The 22948-nt window shown below is 67.8% G+C and carries 22 protein-coding genes and 1 pseudogene; 14 read left to right on the forward strand and 9 right to left on the reverse strand.

The features are described from left to right. Position 1: 1 nt before the first annotated feature. The gene (locus EXE63_RS13290; protein WP_168142311.1) at positions 2-1027 is read left to right on the forward strand and encodes an alcohol dehydrogenase catalytic domain-containing protein; all 1026 of its coding nucleotides are present in this window, start codon (positions 2-4) and stop codon (positions 1025-1027) included. Positions 1028-1122: 95 nt separating this feature from the next. Here the strand turns inward: EXE63_RS13290 and EXE63_RS13295 are convergent, their stop codons facing one another. Next, positions 1123-2697 (reverse strand): FAD-dependent monooxygenase, encoded by a 1575-nt coding sequence (locus EXE63_RS13295; RefSeq protein ID WP_168142312.1) that lies wholly within the window; start codon positions 2695-2697, stop codon positions 1123-1125. 20 nt (positions 2698-2717) lie between these two features. Beyond that, positions 2718-3185: a MarR family winged helix-turn-helix transcriptional regulator gene (locus EXE63_RS13300; protein WP_168142313.1), complete on the reverse strand. Its 468-nt coding sequence runs from the start codon at positions 3183-3185 to the stop codon at positions 2718-2720. Positions 3186-3296: 111 nt separating this feature from the next. Between EXE63_RS13300 and EXE63_RS13305 the strand changes: the two genes are divergently transcribed. After that, the gene (locus tag EXE63_RS13305; protein ID WP_168142314.1) at positions 3297-3701 is read left to right on the forward strand and encodes an organic hydroperoxide resistance protein; all 405 of its coding nucleotides are present in this window, start codon (positions 3297-3299) and stop codon (positions 3699-3701) included. Between the two features lie 15 nt (positions 3702-3716). Here the strand turns inward: EXE63_RS13305 and EXE63_RS13310 are convergent, their stop codons facing one another. Genes EXE63_RS13310 through EXE63_RS13325 form a run of 4 tightly spaced genes read right to left on the reverse strand, consistent with a single transcriptional unit; the run spans position 3717 to position 8656 of the window. Beyond that, positions 3717-5060 (reverse strand): APC family permease, encoded by a 1344-nt coding sequence (locus tag EXE63_RS13310; protein WP_168142315.1) that lies wholly within the window; start codon positions 5058-5060, stop codon positions 3717-3719. 4 nt (positions 5061-5064) lie between these two features. Then, on the reverse strand, positions 5065-6666 hold the full coding sequence (locus tag EXE63_RS13315; RefSeq protein WP_168142316.1) for an amidohydrolase: 1602 nt from the start codon (positions 6664-6666) through the stop codon (positions 5065-5067). After that, positions 6663-7679, reverse strand: coding sequence for an agmatine deiminase family protein (locus EXE63_RS13320; RefSeq protein WP_168142317.1), 1017 nt, complete (start codon positions 7677-7679; stop codon positions 6663-6665). The genes EXE63_RS13315 and EXE63_RS13320 overlap by 4 nt, the downstream gene beginning before the upstream one ends. After that, a complete protein-coding gene (locus tag EXE63_RS13325) occupies positions 7676-8656 on the reverse strand; it encodes a nitrilase-related carbon-nitrogen hydrolase (protein WP_168142318.1) in 981 nt (326 codons plus the stop codon). Before EXE63_RS13325 ends, EXE63_RS13320 begins: the two co-directional genes overlap by 4 nt. A gap of 81 nt (positions 8657-8737) precedes the next feature. Between EXE63_RS13325 and EXE63_RS13330 the strand changes: the two genes are divergently transcribed. From EXE63_RS13330 to EXE63_RS13370, 9 genes and pseudogenes are all read left to right on the forward strand, one after another. Continuing rightward, positions 8738-9334, forward strand: a complete 597-nt coding sequence (locus EXE63_RS13330) for a TetR/AcrR family transcriptional regulator C-terminal domain-containing protein (RefSeq protein WP_168142319.1) — start codon at positions 8738-8740, stop codon at positions 9332-9334. A 39-nt stretch (positions 9335-9373) separates the two neighbouring features. Continuing rightward, positions 9374-10318, forward strand: a complete 945-nt coding sequence (locus EXE63_RS13335; protein ID WP_234904483.1) for an ABC transporter substrate-binding protein — start codon at positions 9374-9376, stop codon at positions 10316-10318. Positions 10319-10339: 21 nt separating this feature from the next. Then, the gene (locus EXE63_RS13340) at positions 10340-11020 is read left to right on the forward strand and encodes a queuosine precursor transporter (RefSeq protein WP_168145560.1); all 681 of its coding nucleotides are present in this window, start codon (positions 10340-10342) and stop codon (positions 11018-11020) included. Positions 11021-11129: 109 nt separating this feature from the next. Then, a pseudogene (locus tag EXE63_RS13345) lies at positions 11130-11787 on the forward strand (5-oxoprolinase subunit B family protein). Then, the gene (locus EXE63_RS13350; RefSeq protein WP_168142320.1) at positions 11784-12671 is read left to right on the forward strand and encodes a 5-oxoprolinase/urea amidolyase family protein; all 888 of its coding nucleotides are present in this window, start codon (positions 11784-11786) and stop codon (positions 12669-12671) included. The pseudogene EXE63_RS13345 and the gene EXE63_RS13350 overlap by 4 nt, the downstream one beginning before the upstream one ends. 34 nt (positions 12672-12705) lie before the next feature. Further along, positions 12706-13302 carry a GNAT family N-acetyltransferase gene (locus EXE63_RS13355; protein WP_234904484.1) on the forward strand — a complete coding sequence of 199 codons (597 nt, stop codon included), beginning with the start codon at positions 12706-12708 and terminating at the stop codon, positions 13300-13302. A gap of 189 nt (positions 13303-13491) precedes the next feature. Further along, a complete protein-coding gene (locus tag EXE63_RS13360; RefSeq protein ID WP_168142321.1) occupies positions 13492-14640 on the forward strand; it encodes a uroporphyrinogen-III synthase in 1149 nt (382 codons plus the stop codon). Beyond that, positions 14637-15347: a sirohydrochlorin chelatase gene (locus EXE63_RS13365; RefSeq protein ID WP_168142322.1), complete on the forward strand. Its 711-nt coding sequence runs from the start codon at positions 14637-14639 to the stop codon at positions 15345-15347. The genes EXE63_RS13360 and EXE63_RS13365 overlap by 4 nt, the downstream gene beginning before the upstream one ends. 51 nt (positions 15348-15398) lie before the next feature. Continuing rightward, positions 15399-15662, forward strand: a complete 264-nt coding sequence (locus EXE63_RS13370; RefSeq protein ID WP_168142323.1) for a helix-turn-helix domain-containing protein — start codon at positions 15399-15401, stop codon at positions 15660-15662. Here EXE63_RS13370 and nirD read toward each other — a convergent pair. The 3 genes from nirD to EXE63_RS13385 form a co-directional block, all read right to left on the reverse strand. Continuing rightward, positions 15628-15999, reverse strand: coding sequence for a nitrite reductase small subunit NirD (nirD, locus tag EXE63_RS13375; protein ID WP_168142324.1), 372 nt, complete (start codon positions 15997-15999; stop codon positions 15628-15630). The genes EXE63_RS13370 and nirD overlap by 35 nt on opposite strands. Next, positions 15996-18551, reverse strand: a complete 2556-nt coding sequence (gene nirB / locus EXE63_RS13380; protein WP_168142325.1) for a nitrite reductase large subunit NirB — start codon at positions 18549-18551, stop codon at positions 15996-15998. The genes nirD and nirB overlap by 4 nt, the downstream gene beginning before the upstream one ends. 389 nt (positions 18552-18940) lie before the next feature. Continuing rightward, the gene (locus tag EXE63_RS13385; RefSeq protein WP_168142326.1) at positions 18941-19699 is read right to left on the reverse strand and encodes an isocitrate lyase/PEP mutase family protein; all 759 of its coding nucleotides are present in this window, start codon (positions 19697-19699) and stop codon (positions 18941-18943) included. Between the two features lie 114 nt (positions 19700-19813). Here EXE63_RS13385 and EXE63_RS13390 point away from each other — a divergent pair, with 114 nt between their 5' ends. Genes EXE63_RS13390 through EXE63_RS13400 form a run of 3 tightly spaced genes read left to right on the forward strand, consistent with a single transcriptional unit; the run spans position 19814 to position 22946 of the window. Next, the gene (locus EXE63_RS13390; RefSeq protein WP_168142327.1) at positions 19814-20107 is read left to right on the forward strand and encodes an Rv0250c family protein; all 294 of its coding nucleotides are present in this window, start codon (positions 19814-19816) and stop codon (positions 20105-20107) included. Positions 20108-20154: 47 nt separating this feature from the next. Beyond that, complete coding sequence (gene sdhC, locus EXE63_RS13395) at positions 20155-20994, forward strand: succinate dehydrogenase subunit SdhC (RefSeq protein WP_168142328.1); 840 nt, start codon at positions 20155-20157, stop codon at positions 20992-20994. 41 nt (positions 20995-21035) lie between these two features. Beyond that, positions 21036-22946, forward strand: a complete 1911-nt coding sequence (locus EXE63_RS13400; protein ID WP_168142329.1) for a fumarate reductase/succinate dehydrogenase flavoprotein subunit — start codon at positions 21036-21038, stop codon at positions 22944-22946. Positions 22947-22948: the final 2 nt, after the last annotated feature.

A 22948-nucleotide genomic window follows, 5' to 3' on the forward strand; every position in this document is an offset into this window, starting at 1 on the left:
CATGCGTTCAGTGATGGTCGATTCCAGTGGAGCGGTCAGTGTGGAAAACCGGCCCGACCCGGAGCTGCCCGGGGCGGACGGCGCCATCATCGAGGTGGAGGCCGCCGCCATCTGCGGGTCCGACCTGCACTTCCTGGAGGGGCACTACCCGATCTTTGAGCCGGTCGCGCTCGGACATGAGGCGGTCGGCACCGTGGTCGAAACCGGTTCGGAGGTCGCCGGTTTCAGGGTCGGCGACCGGGTCCTGGTGTCCTCGGTGGCCGGCTGTGGACGCTGCGCGGGATGCGCCACCCGTGATCCGATCCGTTGTGTACACGGCCCACAGATCTTCGGGTCCGGCGCGCTGGGCGGGGCACAGTCCGAACTGCTCGCGGTCCCGGCCGCGGACTTCCAGTTGCTCGCGATGCCGACCGGGATCAGCACCGAACAGGCCCTGCTGCTCACCGACAATCTGGCCACGGGATGGGCGGCGGCCAAACGCGCCGATATCCCGCTGGGCGGATCGGTCGCGGTGATCGGCCTGGGCGCGGTCGGCATGTGCGCGCTGCGCAGCGCGCTGACTCTCGGCGCGGCAACGATCTACGCCGTCGACCCGGTGCAGACGAGACGCGACCGCGCGCAGGCCGCGGGCGCGGTGCCGGTGTCACCACCGGCGGTGAACACCATCCGGGAAGCCACCGGGGGGCTCGGCGTGGACGCGGTGATCGACGCGGTCGGTACCGACACCTCGATCAACGACGCCCTGGATGCCGTGCGCACCGGCGGAACGGTGTCCATTGTCGGCGTGCACGATCTGCAGCCCTACCCGCTGCCGGCGTTGGCCTGCCTGATCCGCAGCCTGACCATCCGGCTGACCACCGCCCCGGTGCAACAGACCTGGCCCGAACTGGTGCCGCTGCTGCAGTCCGGTCGGTTGAATGTCGACGGGATACTCACCACCACAATGTCTTTGGACGACGCTACCGCCGGATATGACGCGGCGATGTCGCGGGCCGGGGACCATCTCAAGGTGCAGCTGAGGCCCTAGGGTCGAGATCGACTCCAGGGTCGTGAACATCGGATCAACAGCGATAACGACAACCCTCAGTTCGATCTCGTGCCTGGCGTCGCGCCCGCAGTGTCCTAACGGAACGTCCGCTTCAGGTACCCCGTCAGCGAATCGGCCGCCGCCGGACCCACATAGCCGAGCTGCCCGTCGGGGCGGACGACGACGGCGGTCACCCCGTCGACACCGTAGGCCCTGGCGAAATCACCGTCGGCATCATGGAGCAGCGGTAGCACCGTCGCGTCACCGTCGACGCCGGAATCGGCCACCACGTAGACATCGATCAACCCGTTCGCGGCGTCCCGCGCGGCAGCGGCCACCACTTCCAGCAGATCGACATTCGCTGAGCCATCGGCATACAACACCAGGGTGTGCCGGGTGCCGGCCAGCAAGGTGTACAGCCGCACCGGGTCGGTTTCGGCCGCGCGGGTCAGTCCGCGCGCATCGGGCGCCCGGCCACCGGCGCCGTCTGTCACGATCGGACTGCCGGCATAACTGACCAGCAACTGTGCCTCGCGACGGATCACGAAGGACGGATCGTCGGAATCGGCGCCGATACCCTCGCGGGCGCTACGCACGGTGCGCCCGACCACCTCTTCCCCGATGGGCCGGCGTTCGGCGTCATAGCTGTCGAGCAGCCCGTCGGCGGCGTCACCGCTGACCGCGAGACCCAGCTTCCAGGCCAGGTTGTAGGCGTCCTGGATGCCGGTGTTCATGCCCTGGGCGCCGGTGGGCGGATGGATGTGGGCGGCATCGCCCGCGACGAACACCCGACCCTTGCCGTAGGCGTCGACGATGCGGTGGCTGATCCGGAAGACCGAGGACCAGCGCATGTTCCGTGCCGTCGTCGGCTCCGGGGAGAGCCGGTCGAGCACCGCCTGAATATGGTGCAGCTCCGGCGGATTGCCGCCCTCGAAGCCATGCTGCACGCCACCGGTCGCCTCGGTGGACAGGTCCGGAGGCACCAACATGGACATCCGGTAGCGGCCCCGGCCGGGCAGCGGGATGCACACCAATAGGTCGTCGATCGTGCCATCGGTCTGGTGCATCGCGCGGATGGCGTAGCCCGGTGGCTGCGACCAGTCGACCTCGACATCGCCGAGCATGTACTGCTCGTCGAACGCCGCGCCCTCGAAGGTCAGACCCAGGGTCTTGCGAACCACGGAATGGGCACCGTCGGCGCCGACCAGATACTGGGCCCGCACCGTCTGCTGTCCGCCCTCGCCCTGCAGCGTGGCGGTGACACCGTCGGCGTCCTGCTCGAATCCCGCCAGCCGAATCCCCCGCCCGATGGGGACGCCGCGAGTCGCCAACTCCTCGCGCAGCACCCGCTCGGTGCTGTACTGCGGCAGGCCGATGAAACCGAACGGCACATCGGCGGGCAGGGTGAAATCGACCTGCCCAACGGGTTCACCGTTGACGTAGACGATCTGCCCACGGAAGGGCACGGCCGCATCGAGAATCTGCCGCAGGATGCCCATCCGCTCGAAGACTTCGAGCGTACGAGGTTGCACCCCAACGGCTTTGGCATACTGCGGTGGTTCGAGCAGCGGATCGACGATCCGGACCGCCACCCCGCGGCGGGCGAGTTCGATGGCGGCGGTCAAACCGATCGGGCCGGCGCCCGCAATCAGCACCTCGGTGTCGGTCACCGGAAAAGTATGCCCGAACCTCAGTTGCCCTGAGCACTTTCCTGGACATGGGCACGCAGGTTGTCTCGCAGGTTCGCGATCCCCTTCTGCAGGACGCGGAATTCCTCCGGCGACAGCCCGGTCGCGGCGACCAGATCCATTTCCAGCCCCTGCTCGCGCAGCGCCCGACCGGCCTCGGTCAGGCTGACCACCACCTGACGCTCGTCGTCGGCGGAACGTCGCCTGGTCAGGTAGCCCATCGCCTCGAGCCGCTTGAGGATCGGCGTGAGAGTGTTCGACTCCAGGAACAGCTTCTCCCCCAGTCCGCTGACGGTCTGGTGGTCCTGCTCCCAGAGCGCGACGATCGCCAGGTACTGGGTATAGGTGACGCCGAGCTTGTCCAGGATCGGCTTGTAGGCCTTGCCATAGGCCAGGTTGGCCGAGTACACGGCGAAGCACAGGAAATCGGACAGTTGGGGCGAGCCTGGCTTCCTGACACTGGGCTTCATGAGAAGAGTATAGCGTGTCCGATTAAATCGGGAATGAACCAAAAAATGCCGGAGTTCTACTCAGCAGTCAGCCCGGATCGACCGGACCGACCCGAACCTGAGGAGCCAGCCATGACCGTTCTGTACACCGCCGAGACCCACACCACCGGTGGTCGCCAAGGTGAGTCCTACAGCTCGGACGGCAACCTGGACATCCAGCTGACCCCGCCGGGAGCCACCGGCAACGGCACAAACCCCGAACAGCTCTTCGCTGCGGGCTGGTCCGCCTGCTTCATCGGTGCCATGGGCGTCGCCGCCGCCTCGCACAAGGTCAAGCTGCCGGTCGACACCGCGGTCGACGCCCAGGTCGATCTGCGCAACGACGACGGCGCGTTCGGGCTGGCGGCCCGACTGAACGTGAGCGTGCCCGGCGTGGAGCGTGAAGTGGCGCAGGCCATCGTCGACGCCGCGCATCAGACCTGCCCCTACTCGAAGGCGACCCGGGGCAACATCGACGTCACCGTCACACTGGTCTGAGCGTCGGCCGCCGGCCTACTCCTTGAGATCCAATGTGGGGGTGGGCCGGCGGAACAACCGCGTCACACCCAGCAGCCAGACGAAACCGACTGCCAGCCAGATCAATCCGGTCACCAGCGTCATCACCGACAGACTGGTCCACAGCCACACCGTGAGCGCGAAGCCGATGAACGGCAGGATCAGGCTGCCGATGACCTGGCCACCGGACCGCTCACGCAGATCCACGAAGTAGTGCTTGATCACCGACAGGTTCACCACTGAGAACGCCACCAGCGCACCGAAACTGATCAAGGATGCCAGCGTCGCGAGGTCGATCACGATGGCGAGCAACGACACCGCAGACACCACCAGGATCGCGTACACGGGTGTGGCGAACCGGCGCGACACATGCCCGAACACCGTGCGGGGCAGTATCCCGTCGCGACCCATGGCGAAGAGGATCCGGGCCACCGAGGCCTGCGAGGTGATCGCCGATCCCAGCGCGCCCGCCACATAGGCAGCGGTGAAGAACGTGACGAGGAAGTCGCCGCCGGCAGCGGCCATCACATCCAGCGATCCGGAGTCGACATCGGCGAACTCGTTGGACGGGAACACCAGGTGCCCCAGGTAGGACAGGACGATGAAGATCAGTCCAGCCGACACGGTGGCGATCATGATGGCCCGCGGAACAGTGCGTTTGGCGTCCTTGGCCTCCTCGGACAAGGTGGACACCGCATCGAAGCCGAGGAACGACAGGCAGAGGATGGCCGCGCCCGCGAAGACCGGGCCCAGTCCGTCGGCGGTGCCGTCACCGGTGAACGGGGCCGCGAGATCCACGGTCCCGCTGCCGGAAAGGGATGCGATCACCAGCACCGCGAACACCACGATGAACACGGCCTGGATCGCGATGATCAGGAAGTTCGCGCGTGCCACCGAGACGATGCCGACGATGTTGAGCACCGTGACGATCGCGATCGTGACCAGGATGATCACCCAGGCCGGCAGCGCCGGAATGGCCGCCTCCAGATAGATCCCGATGACCAGATAGTTGATCATCGGCAGGAACAGGTAATCCAGCAGCAGCGCCCACCCGGCCAGGAAGCCGGCCGGTGCGCCGAACGTCTTCTGCGCGTAGGTATAGGCCGATCCCGCCACCGGGTACGCGGTGGCCATCCTGGCATAGGACCGCGCGGTGAACACCATCGCGACCAGGGTCACCACGTACGCCAACGGCAGGCGGCCGCCGCTGGTCTCGGTGACGATGCCGTAGGTGGTGAACACGGTGAGCGGCACCATGTAGACCAGACCGAACAGCACCAGCGAGGGCAGCCCGAGCACCCGTTTGAGCGAGCCTTCGGTTTCGGTGTCGGTAACGGACATGGATTCAGCCTTCCCTCGTGTAGACCGGTTGCCCGTGCAGGTAGGTGGCCCGGACGGTGACGGCCGGCAGCTCATGGGCCGCGGTCGTGGTGGGGTCGGAGTCCAGCCAGACCAGATCGGCACTGGCCCCGGGAATCAGCTGGCCCCAGTCCGATTCGGCGAACGCCTGATGCGCGACGCCGGCCGTGTAGGCGGACAGTGCGGCCTCGATCGGGAGAATCTCGTGCGGGGTCCAGCCTCCGGCGGGCGTGCCGTCCTCGGTCTGGCGCGACACCGCGACCGCGATGCCATCCAGCGGCGCTCCCGAGGACACCGGCCAGTCGGATCCGAACGCGAGTGCGGCCCCGGACTTTTCCAGGGAGCGGATGCGGTACTGCTTGTCGGAGCGTGCGGCACCCAGTCGCGGCACGGTCAGCACCGTCATCAACGCATCCAGCTGCGCCCACAGCGGCTGCATGTTAGGGATGACGCCCAGTTCGACGAACCGGCCCAGATCGGCGTCGTCGACCAACTGCGCGTGCGCGATGACGGGCCGGCGGTCACGCGGACCGTTGGTGCGGACCACGTGTTCGATGGCATCGAGGGCTTGGCGCACCGCGGCATCCCCGATGGCATGGATGTGGATCTGCAGTCCGAGATCGTCGACCCGCTGCGCGGCGCGGGCCAGCGCATCGCCCTCCCACAGCTGCATGCCGTGGCTGTGCAGCCCGGAGCAGTACGGTGCCAACAGCGCGCCGGTCTCGTTCTCGACGACCCCGTCCGCGAAAAATTTCACCGTGTCGGCCGACAGCAGCGGCGAGCCGGCGCCCCGCACCCGGCCGCGTGCTTCGCCGAAATGCCTTACCTGCGTGTCGAAATGCCGCGGGTCGGCATACAGCGCCAGATTGAAGCGCATCCGCAGCGCACCGGCGGTAGCCGCCGCGATATAGGTGTCCACATCGGCGGGTTCCACCCACGCGTCCTGCACCCAGGTCACGCCACGCGCCAGGTAGTAGTCCGCCGCGGTACCGAGGGCGGCGAGCCGCACGGTCTCGTCGCGTGCGGGCATCACCGCGGCGACCAGATCGGTGGCACCCCATTCGCGCAGCGTGCCGAGCACCGAACCGTCCGCGCGGCGGGGGATCTCACCGAGCACCGGATCCGGGGTCTCGGCGGTGATACCGGCCCGCTGCAGGGCCACGGAATTCACCCAGAACGTGTGGTAGTCCCAGGCCCGCAGCACCACCGGCCGGTCCGGGACGGCCGCGTCGAGCCAGCGCGCGTCGAACAGCCCGCCCTCGACCAGGCTGCCGTCATAGGAGGCGCCGACGATCCACTCCTGGTCGGGGTGGGCATCGGCGTAGGTCTTGACCGCGGCCACGATCTCCTCGACCGAGCCGCACGGCCGCACCTGCGGCCCCACCGACTCCAGGCCACCGTAGAGCGGATGGGCGTGCCCGTCCCCGAAGGACGGCATGAGGAATCCGCCCGCAAGATCGACCCGCTCATCGGCATTCGATGCCTGCGCCTGCGCACCGACCGCCACCACGATGCCGTCGCTGACGAGCAAGGCGTCCGTGGTGTCGGTGCCGGTCCAGATGGTGCCGCCGGTGAACAGCGTGCTCACAGCGCCGCCTGGGTGGGGGACGGCTGGTGCTGAGTGATGCAGTGGACACCGCCGCCCCGCGCGAACAACGGGCGGGCATCGACCGAGACCACCCTGCGGCCCGGATACTGTTCGGCGAGAATGGATGCGGCGTCCGCGTCGCGCGGATCACCGAAACTGCAGGCGATCACGCCGCCGTTGACCACGAGGTGGTTGATATAGCTGTAGTCCACGTACCCCTCATCATCGGTGAGGGTATCCGGTGCCGGCATCTCGATGACCTCGAATCGGTCGGCGAGTTGTTCCCGGAGTTCGCGGCACACCGCGGTGTCGGGGTGTGCGCCCGCGGTCTGGGTATGCAGCAGCAGGCGGCCCGGCGCGGTGAACGCGGCGACGATGTCGACGTGGCCGCGGGTGCCGAAACGTTCCGAGTCGCGGGTCAGTCCACGCGGCAGCCACACCACCTCGGCGGCGCCGATGGTGCGGGCGAGTTCTGCCTCGACGTCCGATCTGCTCAGGCCCGGGTTGCGGCCCGGATCCAGCTGCACCGTGTCGGTGACGAGCACGGTGCCGCACCCGTCGACCTGAATTCCGCCGCCCTCATTGACAAGTGGTGAGGACACCAGCGGAACCCCGGCGATCTCGGCGATCAGCGCGCCGACCTTCGCGTCCCGGTCCCAGCGCGCCCAGTCCTGGCCACCCCATCCGTTGAACACCCAGTCCACGGCGGCCACCGACCCGTCGTCGGCATGCACGAACGTCGGACCGATGTCCCGCATCCAGGCGTCGTCGAGCGGCGCTTCCACGATGTCGATGTCTTGGGAGACATAGCGTTTGGCGGCGCTGATCTCCCCGGGATCGACCAGCAGCGAGACCGGTTCGAACTCCGCGATCGCGTGTGCCACCGCGGCCCAGGTGGTGCGGGCCTCATGGTGTTCGGCCTCGGTGTCGCCGAGTGAGTACCCCGCGGACGGGTAGGCCATCCACACCCGGTCCTGCGGTGCGCCCTCGGCGGGCATCAGATAGGTCGTCATTTGACGACCGCCGTGGCGTAGTGACCGGTGCCGTACGGCTGGGACGGATTCACCGGCGCGGTCAGCCCGCCGTAGCTGTCCGGGCGCCGGGTCAGCAGGAACGGGAAGAGCTCCAGCCAGTCCCGGCGCTGATCCAGATCCAGATCGGCGACCAGCACCGCCTCCTCGTCACGCGGCGCCTGCACCAGCACCCGCCCGTACGGGTCGGAGATGAACGACGAACCGTAGAACGACAGGGCACCCTCGTTGCCGGTGCGGTTGGGCACGATCATGAACAGGCCGCTGTTGATGCCGTTGGCGACGATGACCTGCTGCCACAGGGGCTGGGTATCGAAGTCCGGGAACACCGGCTCGGATCCGATCGCGGTCGGATACACCACGATTTCGGCGCCACCGAGCGAGTAGTTGCGGGCGACCTCCGGGAACCATTCGTCCCAGCAGGTCGGCAGGCCGATGCGGGCGTCCAGGCCCTCGGGGGCGTAGACCGGGTACGCGTCCTCGGGCGGACCCGCCCTGAAGTAGGTGTCCTCGTAGTAGCCGGCGGAGATGGGGATGTGCATCTTGCGGGTGCGGCCCACCAGATCGCCCGCCGGGGAGACCAGGATGGCGGTGTTGAAGCCCAAACCGTCTGCCGCCGGCGCCTTCTCGTACAGGGATGCGTGCACGAAGACCTGGTTGGCGCGGGCCGCCTCGGCGGCCAGCGCGAAGGTCGGCCCGCCGGTGAGATCCTCGGCGCCATCGCCCGGGTTCACCCCGGCGGGCGTGTCGGCGGGGTAGCGCAGCAGGGTGATCTCGGGCAGGAATACCGCGGTGGCGCCCTCGCCGGCGGCCCGGTCGATCCCGTCGCGCAGCACCCGGGCCAGTTCGGCGGCGTCCGCGCGCCAGCGGTGCTGCACCAGCCCCACCCGCAGCGGCGGACGTTGCGAGGCGTTGGAACGTGACAGCGGTGCGGCGGCTCCGGCGATCAGGGTGCGCATGTCCATACTCCTAAAACGAATCGAATTCGTTTATTGTGTGACCCAACCCACGTTTCCGCAAGTGCTGGAGGAGAAAGTCATATGGGACGACCGAGGGTGGCGATCCTGTCCAGCGACCTGATCGCCACGGCCGCAATGGATCTGGTCGATCGGACCGGCGGATTCACCATTCCCGAACTGGCCCGCACCCTGAAGGTCAGCCCGTCCTCGCTGTACAACCACGTCTCCGGGCGCGAGCAGATCATCGAACTGCTCCGCGAGAAAGCCATGAGCGAGGTCCGCCTGCCCGATCTCGCCGGACCGTGGATCGACGTCGTCGGCGACATCGTGCGGTCCTACTACCGCAGCTACGCCCGCTACCCCCGGCTGATACCGCTGATGACCGCCTACCCGGTCGGCAGCCATCAGGCCGTCGCGATGTACAACGCACTGGCCGTCACCCTCACCGGCGCCGGCTTCACCGCCGCAGACACCCTGCGCACCATCACGCTCATCGACAGCTTCGTGCTCGGCTCGGCCCTGGATGTGGCCGCGCCCGCTGCGCCCTGGGGCGACGGTGGCGGCGCCGGACCGGAACTGGCCGCCGCGCTGTCCACCGGGGCCGCGGCGGCGGATCGGCCCGGTGACGCCTTCGAGTTCGGCCTGCAGGTGCTGCTGCGCGGCGTGAGCCGGCCGTAGCACCGCCGCCGCGGTGCGATCAGCGGTTACGCTCACGGCGTGCCGACAACCTGGTCCCGGCGAGGTTTCCTGATGGCGCTTGCCGCCGGGTCGATGGCAGCGGTGACCGCATGCAAATCGGACCCACCCGGCACCGTCGCCGATGACGGCTCCGTCACCGTCGACCACGCGTTCGGCGAGACCAAGGTTCCGGCGCCGCCCACCCGGGTGATCAGCGCCGGACTGACCGGGCAGGATTGTCTGCTCGCCGTCGGAGTGGTCCCGATCGCGGTCACCGAATGGTTCGGCGGGCAGCCGTTCGCGGTGTGGCCGTGGGCGGTCCCCGCTCTCGGTACCGCTCAGCCGGCCGTGCTGAACCTCGACGGCGGCATCAACTTCGAGGCCATCACCGCGCTCAACTCGGATCTGATCATCGCCACCAATGCCGGGCTCGATCGGGATACCTACACCCGGCTGTCCAACGTCGCGCCGACCATCGCTCAAGCCGGCCAGGACGCGTTCTTCGAGCCGTGGAAGGACCAGGCCACCGCGATCGGGGCGGCGGTGTTTCAGCACGACCAGATGCAGCAGCTCATCGCCGATATCGACACCCGGTTCACGACGTTGGGCACGCAGACTCCCGCGTTCACGGGCAAACGGGCGCTGCTGCTGCAGGGCAGCCTGGACGACGGCGGGCTGGTGACGACCCCGGCCGGCTGGCGCACCGAGTTCCTCACCCAGCTGGGTTTCGAGATACCGGAGGTCGACGCGACGGTGCCCCGCGACCGGATGGCCGAGGTACTGGGCGGCGCGGATGTGCTGATCTGGGCCGCCGACGACGCGGAGACCGCGATACTGGCCGCCGACCCGATCGTCGCCGAGCAGGGCGGGCGCAATGTCTTCACCGGCCGCGACCTGGCCGCGGCGATCGCCTTCTGCTCTCCGCTGTCGCTGCCGCTGGTGGCCGATCAGCTGCCGCCGATGCTGAGCGCCGCCCTGGCCTGACAAGATATCCGGGTGAGCAGCCTGACCGACTCCCCCGAACAGCGACCATCGTTTGCCCAAGTCGGTTCGGCCTACTATCCGGTGCTCGTCGCCGTCTTCACCGCCCTGGTGATCATCTCCAACGTCACCGCCACCAAGGGGGTGGCCTTCGGCCCGATCATCACCGACGGCGGTTTCATCGTCTTCCCGCTCACCTACGTGATCGGCGACGTGCTCTCCGAGGTGTACGGCTTCAAGGCCGCCCGCAAGGCGATCCTGCTCGGATTCGGGATGAACGCGCTGGCCGCGGCGGCGTTCTGGGTGACCATCTATCTGCCGGCCGCCGACTTCTACGTCAACCAGCCGCACTTCGAGAACGTCGTACACGCCTACACCCAACTGATCGTGGCCGGGCTGGCCGGCTTCCTCGTCGGCCAGACCATCAACGCCTGGCTGGTGGTGAAGATCAAGGAGCGCACCAAGGAGAAGCACCTGTGGGCCCGGTTGATCGGCTCCACGTTCGGCGGCCAGCTCGGTGACACCCTGGTGTTCTGCGCCATCGCCGCCAATGCCATCGGGATCACCAGCTTCCACGACTTCGTCGTCTACACCGCGCTGGGCTGGCTGTACAAGACCGTCATCGAGATCGTCATGTTGCCGGTGACCTACCGGGTGATCGCGGTGATCAAGCGTCGCGAGCCGACGTACCAGCCCGCGGCGTGAGACCCAGCGAGAAGCCGGAAGCGGATCGCGTATGAGCAAGCCCTAAGGCTCCTCTGGCAAAGCTCGCAGAGCCCTCGAGAAATAACTTACTCGGCGGTAGCTTCGGTAGATGAGCCTGACAACGGAAATCAAGGCGCCCGGCGCACTGGGCACCGTGCACGACTATGGCGACCAGGCGCTGCTGCTCGAGTTCGACAGCACCGCGGATGTATTGGCCTGGACCGACACCCTGACACGGGCAGCTCTGCCGGGCGTTGTCGACATCGTGCCCGCCTCCCGGACCGTACTGATGAAGCTCGATGGGCCCCGCTATCTCGCGCCGACCCGGCAACGGCTCGGAAAGCTGCACCCGGAGCAGTCCGTCACCGAGGGCCGCACGGCCGATGAACCCGACACGGTCATCGAGGTGACCTACGACGGCGCCGACCTGGACGCGGTCGCGGAGCTCACCGGGCTGAGCACTGCCGACGTGATCGCCGCCCACACCGGAACCCTGTGGCGGGTCGGATTCGGGGGTTTCGCACCGGGATTCGCGTATCTGGTCGGCGGGGACCCGCGCCTGCAGGTACCTCGCCGCGATGAGCCGCGCACCCGGGTGCCCGCCGGGTCGGTCGGTCTGGCCGGCGAGTTCAGCGGCGTCTACCCCGCGAATCCCCGGCGGCTGGCAGCTGATCGGCCGTACCGACGCCGCTCTGTTCGACGTCACCCGGGACAAACCCGCCCTGCTGACACCGGGGATGACCGTCGCGTTCCGGGAGATCTCATGAGCATCGAATTGGAGATTCTGCGCACCGGCCCGCTGGCCCTCGTCGAGGATCTGGGCCGTCCCGGCCTGGCCCACATGGGGGTGACGCGCTCCGGGGCGGCCGACCGCCGCGCCCACACGCTGGCCAACCGGCTGGTCGCCAACCCCGGTGAACGGGCCACCGTCGAGGTCACCTTCGGCGGGTTCTCCGCGCGGGTGCACGGCGGCGGGAAAGAAGGGGTCGCCATTGCCGTGACCGGCGCCGACACCGACCCGGCTGTCAATGGAGTTCCGTTCGGCACCAACAGTATCCACTATGCCCATGACGGTGAGGTGATCTCGCTGGGCTCCCCGCACTCCGGGCTGCGCAGCTACCTGGCGGTGCGCGGTGGGATCGACGTGGAGCCCGTGCTCGGTTCGCGCAGCTATGACGTGATGTCCAGCATCGGGCCCGCTCCGCTGCGGGTGGGCGATGTGCTGCCCGTCGGTGAGCACACCGCCGAGTTCCCCGAACTCGACCAGGCGCCGGTCGGCACCATCGAACCCGACATCCTCGAGCTCCAGGTGGTACCCGGCCCTCGCGACGACTGGTTCGTCGATCCGGACATCCTGATCCGCACGAACTGGCAGGTCACCAACCGCAGCGACCGGGTCGGGATGCGGCTGGTCGGGATGCCACTGGAGTACCGCTGGCCCGACCGGCAGCTGCCCAGCGAGGGCGCCACCCGCGGCGCGATCCAGGTCCCGCCCAACGGATTTCCGGTGATTCTGGGGCCGGATCACCCGGTGACCGGTGGCTACCCGGTGATCGGGGTGGTGACCGAAGAGGACATCGACAAGCTGGGTCAGACCCGGCCCGGCCAGACGGTGCGGCTGCACTGGTCGCGGCCGCGCCGGCCGTTCTGATCACTGCCCCCGGATTGGTGGTAGAAACGCATTTGTGCGCAGTCACAGCCACAGCCAGGGTGCGGTGCGGGAAGTCCACACCGCCCGCCTGATCCACACCGCCGACCTGGATGCCGAGACGCGCGATGACGCCCACCGGATGGTCGTCGACGCCTTCAACGCCGACGGGGGCGGCGATCCCGACGGCGCCTTCGACGATTCCGACTGGGAACACGCGCTGGGCGGCATGCATGCGCTCATCGGCCACCGCGGCGCCATCATCGCGCACGGAGCGGTCGTGCAGCGCAGGCTGCTCTACCGGGGTGCGGCGCTGCGCTGCGGATACATCGAAGCCGTCGCGGTGCGCGAGGACTGGCGCGGTCAGGGGCTGGCCACCGCCGTCATGGACGCCCTCGAACAGGTGCTGCGCGGCGCCTACCAACTGGGCGCTCTGGGATCCTCGGAGGCCGGGCTGGCGCTGTACCTGCCGCGCGGCTGGCAGCAGTGGACCGGACCGACCTCGGTACTGGCGCCGACCGGCGTCACCCGCACCCCCGACGATGACGGCGGCGTCTACGTGCTGCCGGTCAACGTCGACCTGGACACCTCCGCGGACCTCGCCTGCGACTGGCGCGACGGTGACGTCTGGTAGGCCGGCACCTCACAGGCCGGCGCCGTTGGCGGTGAGCGGAAGTTCACTGCCGGGTTATCGCGAGCAGCGATTGTGCAACATTGCCCTTCTAGCCTCTGACCTCATGCTCACTGCACTGCAGCCCGGTGCGACACCGCCACGCAATCACCAGGTAACACCCGAGAAACATGCACTGAATACACAGGGGACATGACCGAACCTGACTGGGCTCCGCTCACCGGGTTCCGGGTCGCGGTGACCTCCGCCCGGCGAGCCGAAGAGCTGAGCGCCCTGCTGACCCGCCGCGGCGCCGCCGTGACCAGCGCGGCCGCCATCACCATGGTGCCGCTGCCCGACGACGACGAACTGCGGGTCAACACCGAGGCCCTGATCGCCGCTCCCCCGGACATCGTCATCGCCACCACCGGCATCGGGCTGCGCGGCTGGATCGCCGCGGCCGACGGCTGGGGGCTGGCCCACGAACTGACCGCGGCGCTGGGCAACGCGCGCATCGTCTCCCGCGGACCCAAGGCGACCGGCGCACTGCGCGCCGCAGGCCTGCCCGAGGAATGGTCCCCGGAGTCGGAGTCCTCCCGCGAGCTGCTGCACTACCTGCTGGAGGGCGGCATCGTCGGAATGCGGGTGGCCGTCCAGTTGCACGGCACCAACGACGACTGGGACCCGTTCCCGGAGTTCCTGGACGAGCTGCGGGCCGCCGGCGCCGATGTGGTGCCGATCCGGGTCTACCGATGGAATCCGGCACCGCGCAACGGACCGTTCGATCAGCTGGTCCTCGGTATCGCCGAACAACGCTTCGATGCGGTCAGCTTCACCTCCGCGCCGGCCGTCGCGGCCCTGCTGCTGCGTGCCCGCGACCTCGATGTGGAACCCGCCGTCCTGACCGCACTGCGCACCAATGTGCACGCCATGTGCGTCGGACCGATCACCGCCCGACCACTGGTGCGTCTCGGCGTGCCCACCTCGGCCCCGGAGCGGATGCGCCTGGGCGCGCTGGCCCGCCACATCACCGATGAGCTGCCGCTGCTGCAGTCCCGCCGGATACGGGTCGCCGGGCACCTGCTGGAGATCCGCGGCACCTGTGTGATGGTCGACGAGGTGGTCAAGGAGCTGCCGCCGGCCGGGATGGCGACCATCCGGGCACTGGCCCACCGCCCGGGCGCGGTGGTGTCGCGCTCCGATCTGCTGAGCGCGCTGCCGGGCAGCGGTACCGACACCCATGCCGTCGAGACCGCCGTACTGCGTCTACGAACAGCGTTGGGCGACAAGAACATCGTGTCGACGGTCGTCAAACGCGGGTACCGGCTGGCCGTCGACGAGTTCCCGGCAGGTGCGGCATGAACCGGGGCGCCGCCGCCGTGCTGGTGGCCCACGGCACCCGCAAACCGGGCGGCGTCGCCATGGTGGAGGAACTTGCGCGCCGCGTCGGCGACGTGCTCGACCGCGAGGTGCACGTCGCGTTCGTCGACGTGCTCGGACCGACCCCGACCGAGGTGCTCGACCGCCTGCCCGCGCACCGGCCCGCGGTCCTGGTGCCCGCCTTCCTGGCCGGGGGATACCACGTCCGTGTCGACGTCCCCGCTCATGTGCAGGCCAGCACCCACCCCGATGTCACGGTGACCAGGCCGCTGGGCCCGTGCGCGGGCGCCGTCCGCGTGATCGCCGACCGGCTCTTCGAATCGGGCTGGCGCCCGGGCGATTCCGTCATCCTGGCGGCGGCCGGAACGTCGGATCGCAGCGCGCAGTCCGATCTGCGGCAGACCGCGGCGATGTTGTCCGCACTGATCGGCGACCGGGTCGAACTCGGCTATGCCGCCACCGGTGCCCCGACGGTCGCCGACGCGGTCGAGGCTGCGCGGGCCCGATCCGGCGGGGCACGGCTGGCCGTAGCGTCCTACCTGCTGGCCGACGGCCTGTTCCAGGACCGGTTGCGCGCGGCGGGCGCCGATATCGTCAGCGAGCCGCTGGGCATCCATCCGGGCATGATCCGGCTGATCGCGAGCCGGTTCCGGCGCGCGCAGGCCGCGCAGCTGTCCCGCGCCGCCTGAGCTGAGCTGGCGATTCGGGGACACCGGCGTTCCTCGGCTAATATCGCACAAATGGTTTCGCAGGGGGGAGGTGAGCAGCTGCGTGCGCAGCTGCTCACGATATTGCAGGACGCCGACCGCCCGATGACCACCTCGGAACTGCGCGACCACCTGCACGCGCACTGCGCGTCACGCGTCGTGATCGAGACCGTCTACCGCAATCTCACCGTGCTCCAGCGTCGCGATGAGGTGGAGCGCCGACCGGGTCCAGGCCGGGACGCCTTCTGGGGTCCGACGGAGGCTACCCAGCGATCTCTACGCAACCGTCCGGCGTGATCCGGGTCCGGTAAACCGGCACCGAAACATCCGGATTATCAAGGCAGACACCATCTTCCAGTGAGAACGCTTGCTTCTTGATCGGTGACTGCACGCAGGCCCGGCCGGCGCGGTCCCCGACGATGCCCCGTGACAGCACAGCGGCGCCGGAAAACGGATCGATATTGCTCACCGCATGCAGCGCACCGTCATCGAGCCGGAACAGCGCGACCTGCACACCACCGGGCAACAACACCGCGACACCGCGGCACGGCAGCAGCCGGTCATACGCACACGCCGATGTCCATTCCGAATTGCCCTGGGCATCCATGTCTTTGCGATCATCGAGCAAGGTCATGAGGTCTCCTGTGCTGGCATCTTCGGCATCCCGATCGGCACCTTGCGGCCGAACGACTCGGTGAACTCGATGGTCGGGTCCGCGATCTCGGGAGCATTGACGAACGAGACGAAGCGCGACAGCTTCTCCGGGTCATCCAGCACGCCCTTCCATTCGCAGGCGTAGCCGTCGACGTGGCGTGCCACCGCTGCCTCGAATTCCGCTGCCAGCCCGAGCGAGTCGTTGCAGACGACATCGCGCAGATGGTCCAGGCCGCCTTCGAGGGCGTCCAGCCACGGCGCGGTGCGCTGCAAGCGGTCCGCGGTGCGGATGTAGAACATCAGGTAGCGGTCGATATAGCGGATCAGCGTCTCGTCATCGAGATCGCCGGCGAGCAGTTGGGCGTGCTTGGGGGTCATCCCGCCGTTGCCGGATACGTAGAGATTCCAGCCGGTTTCGGTGGCGATGACACCGACGTCCTTGCCGCGGGCTTCCGCACATTCGCGGGCGCAGCCCGACACACCCATCTTGATCTTGTGGGGTGCGCGCAGCCCGCGGTAGCGAAGCTCCAGGTTGATGGCCATCTGCACCGAATCCTGCTGGCCGTAGCGGCACCAGTCGCTGCCCACGCAGCTCTTCACGGTGCGCAGCGATTTGCCGTAGGCCTGACCGGATTCCATGCCGCCCTCGACCAGCCGACGCCAGATCTCCGGCAGCTGATCAACCCTGGCGCCGAACATGTCGATGCGCTGGCCGCCGGTGATCTTGGTGTAGAGATCGAAATCCCTTGCGATCTCCCCGATCAGGATCAGCTGCTCGGGGGTGATGTCACCGCCGGGCACCCGCGGCACCACCGAGTAGCTGCCGTTCTTCTGGATGTTGGCCAGGAAATGGTCGTTGGAGTCCTGCAGCGAGGCCTGCTCGCCGCCCAGGACGTGGTCCGAGCTGGTCGAGGCCAGGATCGAGGCGACGGTGGGTTTGCATATATCGCAACCCTTTCCGGTGCCGAACTTCTCGATCAGACCGGAGAAGGTGCGGATCTCGGTGGCACTGATGATCTCGAACATCTCGGCGCGGGACTGACTGAAATGCTCACACAGCGAGGTGGATTGCTCGACGCCCTCGGCCTCCAACAGCTGTTTGAGCAGCGGGACGCACGATCCGCAGGAGGTGCCGGCCAGCGTGCACTTCTTCAAGCCGGGCACATCGGTACAGCCACCGCAGATGGCCTCCTTCAGATCACCTTTGGTGACGTTGTTACAGGAGCAGATCTGCGCGATATCGGGCAGTGCGCCGACACCCAGCGCGCTGGCACCGTCACCGGCCGGTGCGATGAGGGAGAGCGGATCGCCGGGCAGCTCACTGGCCACCATCGGGCGCAGCACACCGTAGGCCGATGCGTCACCGACCAGGATGCCGCCGAGCAGCGTCTTGGCGTCATCGGAGAGCACCAGTTTGGCGTAGGTCTGCTTGACCGGGTCGTTGACCACGACGTCCAGGCTGTTGGGTGTATGTCCCTTGGCGTCACCGAAACTGGCCACGTCCACACCCAGAAGTTTGAGCTTGGTGGACATGTCGGCCTCACCGAATTCGGCCGCACCGCCGAGCAACCGGTCGGCGACCACCTCGGCGCTGGTGTAGCCCGGGCCGACCAGCCCGTAGCAGCGGCCCTCGATGGCCGCCACCTCGCCGACCGCGTAGATGTCGGGATCGCTGGTGACACAGGACCGATCGGTCATCACGCCGCCGCGCTGGGCGAGCTCGAGCCCGACGTCGCGGGCCAGTTCGTCGCGGGGGCGCACACCGGCGGCGAAGATGACGACACCGGCCTCGATGCTGGTGCCGTCGTTGAGCGTCACCCGCACCGCGTCGTTGGACTGGGATTTGCGCAGCGGCTGGTTCTTCTGGGCCGGCTGGATGCTCTCGGTGCTCACGCCGGTGTGCACCTCGATGCCCAGGCCGCGGATCATCCGGGTCAGTACGGCGCCGCCGGCCTCGTCGAGCTGGGCCGCCATCAAATGCGGTGACATCTCCAGCACGTGGGTGTCCAACCCGAAGCCACGCAGCGCATTGGCGGCTTCCAGACCGAGCAGCCCGCCACCGATGACCACGCCGACCGGCGTCTTCGTCTTGGCCGCGGCCAGTGCGCCGTCCCGGATGGCGTCCAGGTCGTCGAGGGTGCGGTAGACGTGGCACTGCGGCAGATCACGGCCGGGCACCGGCGGCACGAAGGCGTAGGAACCGGTGGCCAGGACCAGGGCGTCGTAATCCAGGGACCGGCCGTCGGCCAAGGTGACGGTCTTGGCGGCCCGGTCGATATCCCGGGCCGCCAAGCCCAGATGCAGGACGACACCGTTGTCGCCTGCATAGTCATTGCCGGGCAGTGCGAGCTTGGACCGGTCCCAGTGCTCGGTGTATCCGGTCAGGCCGACCCGGTCATAGGCCGCGTCGGCCTCCTCGGAGAGCACGGTGATCCGCCACGCACCCTCGGTGTCGCGGGACCGCAACGCCTCGACGAAGCGGTGCCCGACCATGCCGTGTCCGACGACCACCACATGCTTGGCTGATTGCATACCGCGACGGTAGGGAGCCGATATTGCCGCAATGTCGCCTCGTGTGAATCGGCCGTCACGGTGTTCTCACATCGGCCGGTGAGCCGATGTGAGTGCCGCTCCAGGATGACCCGCAGATCTGTCGGTGTACCGGCGGACACTGCCGACATGCGGGATCCGTTCATCGGAAGCGAGGCACTGGCCGAAGGCCGCCCGGCTCCGATCCCGCCGCCATGGGGTGCGGGCCGGTTACCCGGCCGCCGCGCCGCATGGTGCCCGCTATATCGATCCCCGGGCTACCCGCGGTCACCGTGCGAAAGATCCGCCGGGCCTGGGCCTTACGTTCGTAACGTCATGGCGGTCGACGACCGGAGATTCCGCCGTGGCGTTACGAACGACCCCGTCTGCCGCTACTTCCAGGGCGCCACCAGTTCGTTGATTCGCTCGGTCAGGGTGAACTGCAGGAACGGCCCGAAGCTGATCCGGCCGACACCGAGCGGACCGAAGCGCGCCGGGTCGTCCTGGCCCGGCAGCGCGATCGCGTTGATCGGCAGCGGCAGCTCCTCGACGAGCCGGCGGTAGGTGTCGTCATCGTGGCGGCCCACCGGGTAGAGGCTGTCCGCGCCCGCGTCGGCGGCCATCTTCAGCTTGCGCACCGCGCGCTCGAACCGGTCGGACTCGTCGCCGACCTCCCGCAGGAAGAGATCGGTGCGGGCGTTGATGACCACGTGCACGCCGGCGGCGTCGGCGGCCCTGCGGAGCTCACCGACCAGTGCGGCGTGATCCTCCTCGGAGCGGATCCGGCCGCCCTCGGAGTGCACGGTGTCCTCGATGTTGAGGCCGACCGCGCCGGCCGACAGCAGTCCGTCGATCAACCGGGCCCCCGACTCGCCGTAACCCGACTCGATGTCCACCGAGATCGGCACGTCGACCGCGCCGGTGATCTGCGCGACCCGGGTCAGCAGATCGTCATAGCTCATGCCCTCACCGTCGGGCTTGCCCACCGAGTCGGCCACCGGGTGACTTCCCACGGTGAGCGCGGTGAAACCGGCATCGACCACGGTTTTCGCCGACCATGCGTCCCACACCGTCGGCAGGATCGCCGGGTCCCCGGGGCGGTGCAGCGCGAGCAGTGCGGAGGCCTTCTGCTGAAGATCTTGGTTGGACATCGGAATCCTTTTCCTCGACGTAGACGTGATCTGTCTCACTCTCAAGTCCGGGATGTGGCTAACATCGAATGCGTAATGTGATCCCTGACACCCTTCAGCCCAAGGAGGTCACCCTTGTCCACCACGACCGAACTTGCCGAACTTCACGAACTGATCGGCAACCTTCGCCGCTGCGTCACATCGCTGCGAGCCCGCTACGGCGACTCCCCGGCGATGCGCCGCATCGTCAACGACGCCGAACGCATGCTCAACGATATCGACCGGCTGGACATCGATGCCGCGGAACTGGAGATGCGTGGAGCCCCAGCGCACTCCCGCCCCACCGAGAAGGTCTCCATCCCCGACACCGACTACACCAGAGACTTCTGGCAGGGAGTCGATGACGAGGGTCTCGGCGGCAGCCGCTAGACCGCCCGGGGTTCACCACCCCGATACAACAGAAGAAGAGGAACTCAGTGAGCGCACCGACCTCGAAACCTCAAGGTAACGGCGTCTTCTCACCCACAAGAGCGCAGATCAAGCAGCGCACACTGCGTACCGATGCGTGGTGGAAATCGCCGCTGCTGACCGATCTCGGCTTCGCCGCGTTCGTCATCTATGCGACGGTGCGGGCGTTCCTGCAGAACAACTACTGGGTCGCCGACTACCACTATCTGACGCCGTTCTACTCACCGTGCGTCGTGAAGTGGAACGAGGCGACCCAGTCCGGTTGTATCCCGGAGGCCAGCCACTTCGGCCAGATCCTGCCGGACGTGTGGTGGCTGCCCTACGCCGCGTTCTCGCTGCCGTTCCTGCTGCTGTTCCGGCTCACCTGCTACTACTACCGCGGCGCCTACTACCGGTCGGTCTGGCAGTCGCCGACCGCCTGCGCCGTGGCCGAGCCGCACGCCACGTACACCGGTGAGACCCGCCTGCCGCTGATCATCCAGAACACGCACCGGTACTTCTTCTACATCGCGGCCATCATCTCGGTGATCAACACCTACGACGCCATCCTGGCGTTCCGCTCGCCTACCGGATTCGGTTTCGGGCTGGGCAACATCGTGCTGCTCGTGAACGTCGTGATGCTGTGGGTCTACACGCTGTCGTGTCATTCGTGCCGGCACGTCGTCGGGGGACGGCTCAAGCACTTCTCCAAGCACCCGGTGCGGTACTGGATGTGGGGACAGATCAGCAAGCTGAACACGCGGCACAAGCTGTACGCGTGGATCACCCTCGGCACCCTGATGTTCACCGACTTCTACATCATGCTGGTCGCCAGCGGAACCATCAGCGACCTGAGATTCATTGGCTGACAAGGCCATCAGACCCAAATCAACAGTAGTGAGGATCTTGAATGGGTGACCTGGAACGGCACGCCTACGACGTCGTCGTGATCGGTGCCGGCGGGGCGGGGCTGCGCGCGGTGATCGAGGCCCGCGAACGCGGCCTGCGGGTGGCGGTGGTGACCAAATCGCTGTTCGGCAAGGCGCACACCGTGATGGCCGAGGGCGGCTGCGCGGCGGCGATGCGCAATGTGAACACCAAGGACAGCTGGCAGGTGCACTTCGGTGACACCATGCGCGGCGGCAAGTTCCTGAACAACTGGCGGATGGCCGAACTGCACGCCCAGGAAGCCCCGGACCGGGTCTGGGAACTGGAAACCTATGGGGCGCTGTTCGATCGCACCAAGGACGGCCGGATCAGCCAACGCAACTTCGGTGGCCACACCTACCCGCGGCTGGCTCACGTCGGTGACCGGACCGGCCTGGAGATCATCCGCACCCTGCAGCAGAAGATCGTGTCCCTGCAGCAGGAGGACTTCCGGGAAACCGGGGACTACGAAGCCCGCATCCGGGTCTTCCACGAATGCTCGATCACCGAGCTGATCCTGGACGACGGGGCCGTCGCGGGAGCCTTCGGATACTGGCGCGAGACCGGCGAGTTCATCCTGTTCGAGGCGCCTGCGGTGGTGCTGGCCACCGGCGGAATCGGCAAATCCTTCAAGGTGTCGTCGAACTCGTGGGAGTACACCGGCGACGGCCACGCCCTGGCGCTGCGCGCCGGTTCGGGCCTGATCAACATGGAGTTCATCCAGTTCCACCCGACCGGCATGGTCTGGCCGCTGTCGGTGAAGGGCATCCTGGTCACCGAGGGTGTGCGCGGTGACGGCGGAGTCCTGAAGAACTCCGAGGGCAAGCGCTTCATGTTCGACTACATCCCCGACGTCTTCAAGGGCCAGTACGCCGAGTCCGAGGAAGAAGCCGACCAGTGGCTCAAGGACAACGACTCCGCGCGCCGCACCCCTGATCTGCTGCCCCGCGACGAGGTGGCCCGCGCCATCAACGAAGAGGTGAAGGCCGGCCGCGGCAGCCCGCACGGCGGGGTCTACCTCGACATCGCCTCCCGGATGCCCGCCGAGGAGATCAAACGACGGCTGCCGTCGATGTATCACCAGTTCATCGAGCTGGCCGAGGTCGACATCACCAAGGACGAGATGGAGGTCGGTCCGACCTGCCACTACGTGATGGGCGGCATCGAGGTCGACCCCGACAGCGGCGGCGCGGCCACCCCCGGCCTGTTCGCCGCGGGCGAGTGCTCCGGCGGCATGCACGGCTCCAACCGGCTCGGCGGCAACTCGCTGTCGGATCTGCTGGTGTTCGGTCGCCGGGCCGGGCTCGGAGCTTCGGACTACGTGCGGTCACTGGCCGACCGGCCCTCGGTCACCGACGACGCCCTCGCCGCGGCGACCCAACTGGCGCTGGACCCGTTCACGCCGAAGGCCAACGCCGAGAACCCCTATACCCTGCATGCCGAACTGCAGCAGTCGATGAACGACCTGGCGGGCATCATCCGCAAGGAGGCTGAACTGCAGGAGGCGCTGGCCAAGATCGACGAGCTCAAGGCGCGTTACGCCAACGTCGTCGTCGAGGGCGGCCGCGTCTTCAACCCGGGCTGGCACCTGGCCATCGACATGCGCAACATGCTGCTGGTCAGCGAGTGCGTGGCCAAGGCGGCGCTGCAGCGCACCGAGAGCCGTGGCGGGCACACCCGTGATGACCATCCGCAGATGGACTCGCATTGGCGCAACAAGCTGCTGGTCTGCCGTGCGGTCGCCGACGACCATCAGGTCGTCCCGGACATCACCGTCGAGGCGGAACAGCAGCCGGTGATGCGGCCGGATCTGCTGGCCACCTTCGAGCTGTCCGAGCTGGAGAAGTACTACACCGAAGACCAACTGGCCGAACACCCCGAGCGGAAGGGCTGACC

This window comes from Mycolicibacterium frederiksbergense (genome assembly GCF_012223425.1).
GTDB classification, from domain to species: domain Bacteria; phylum Actinomycetota; class Actinomycetes; order Mycobacteriales; family Mycobacteriaceae; genus Mycobacterium; species Mycobacterium frederiksbergense.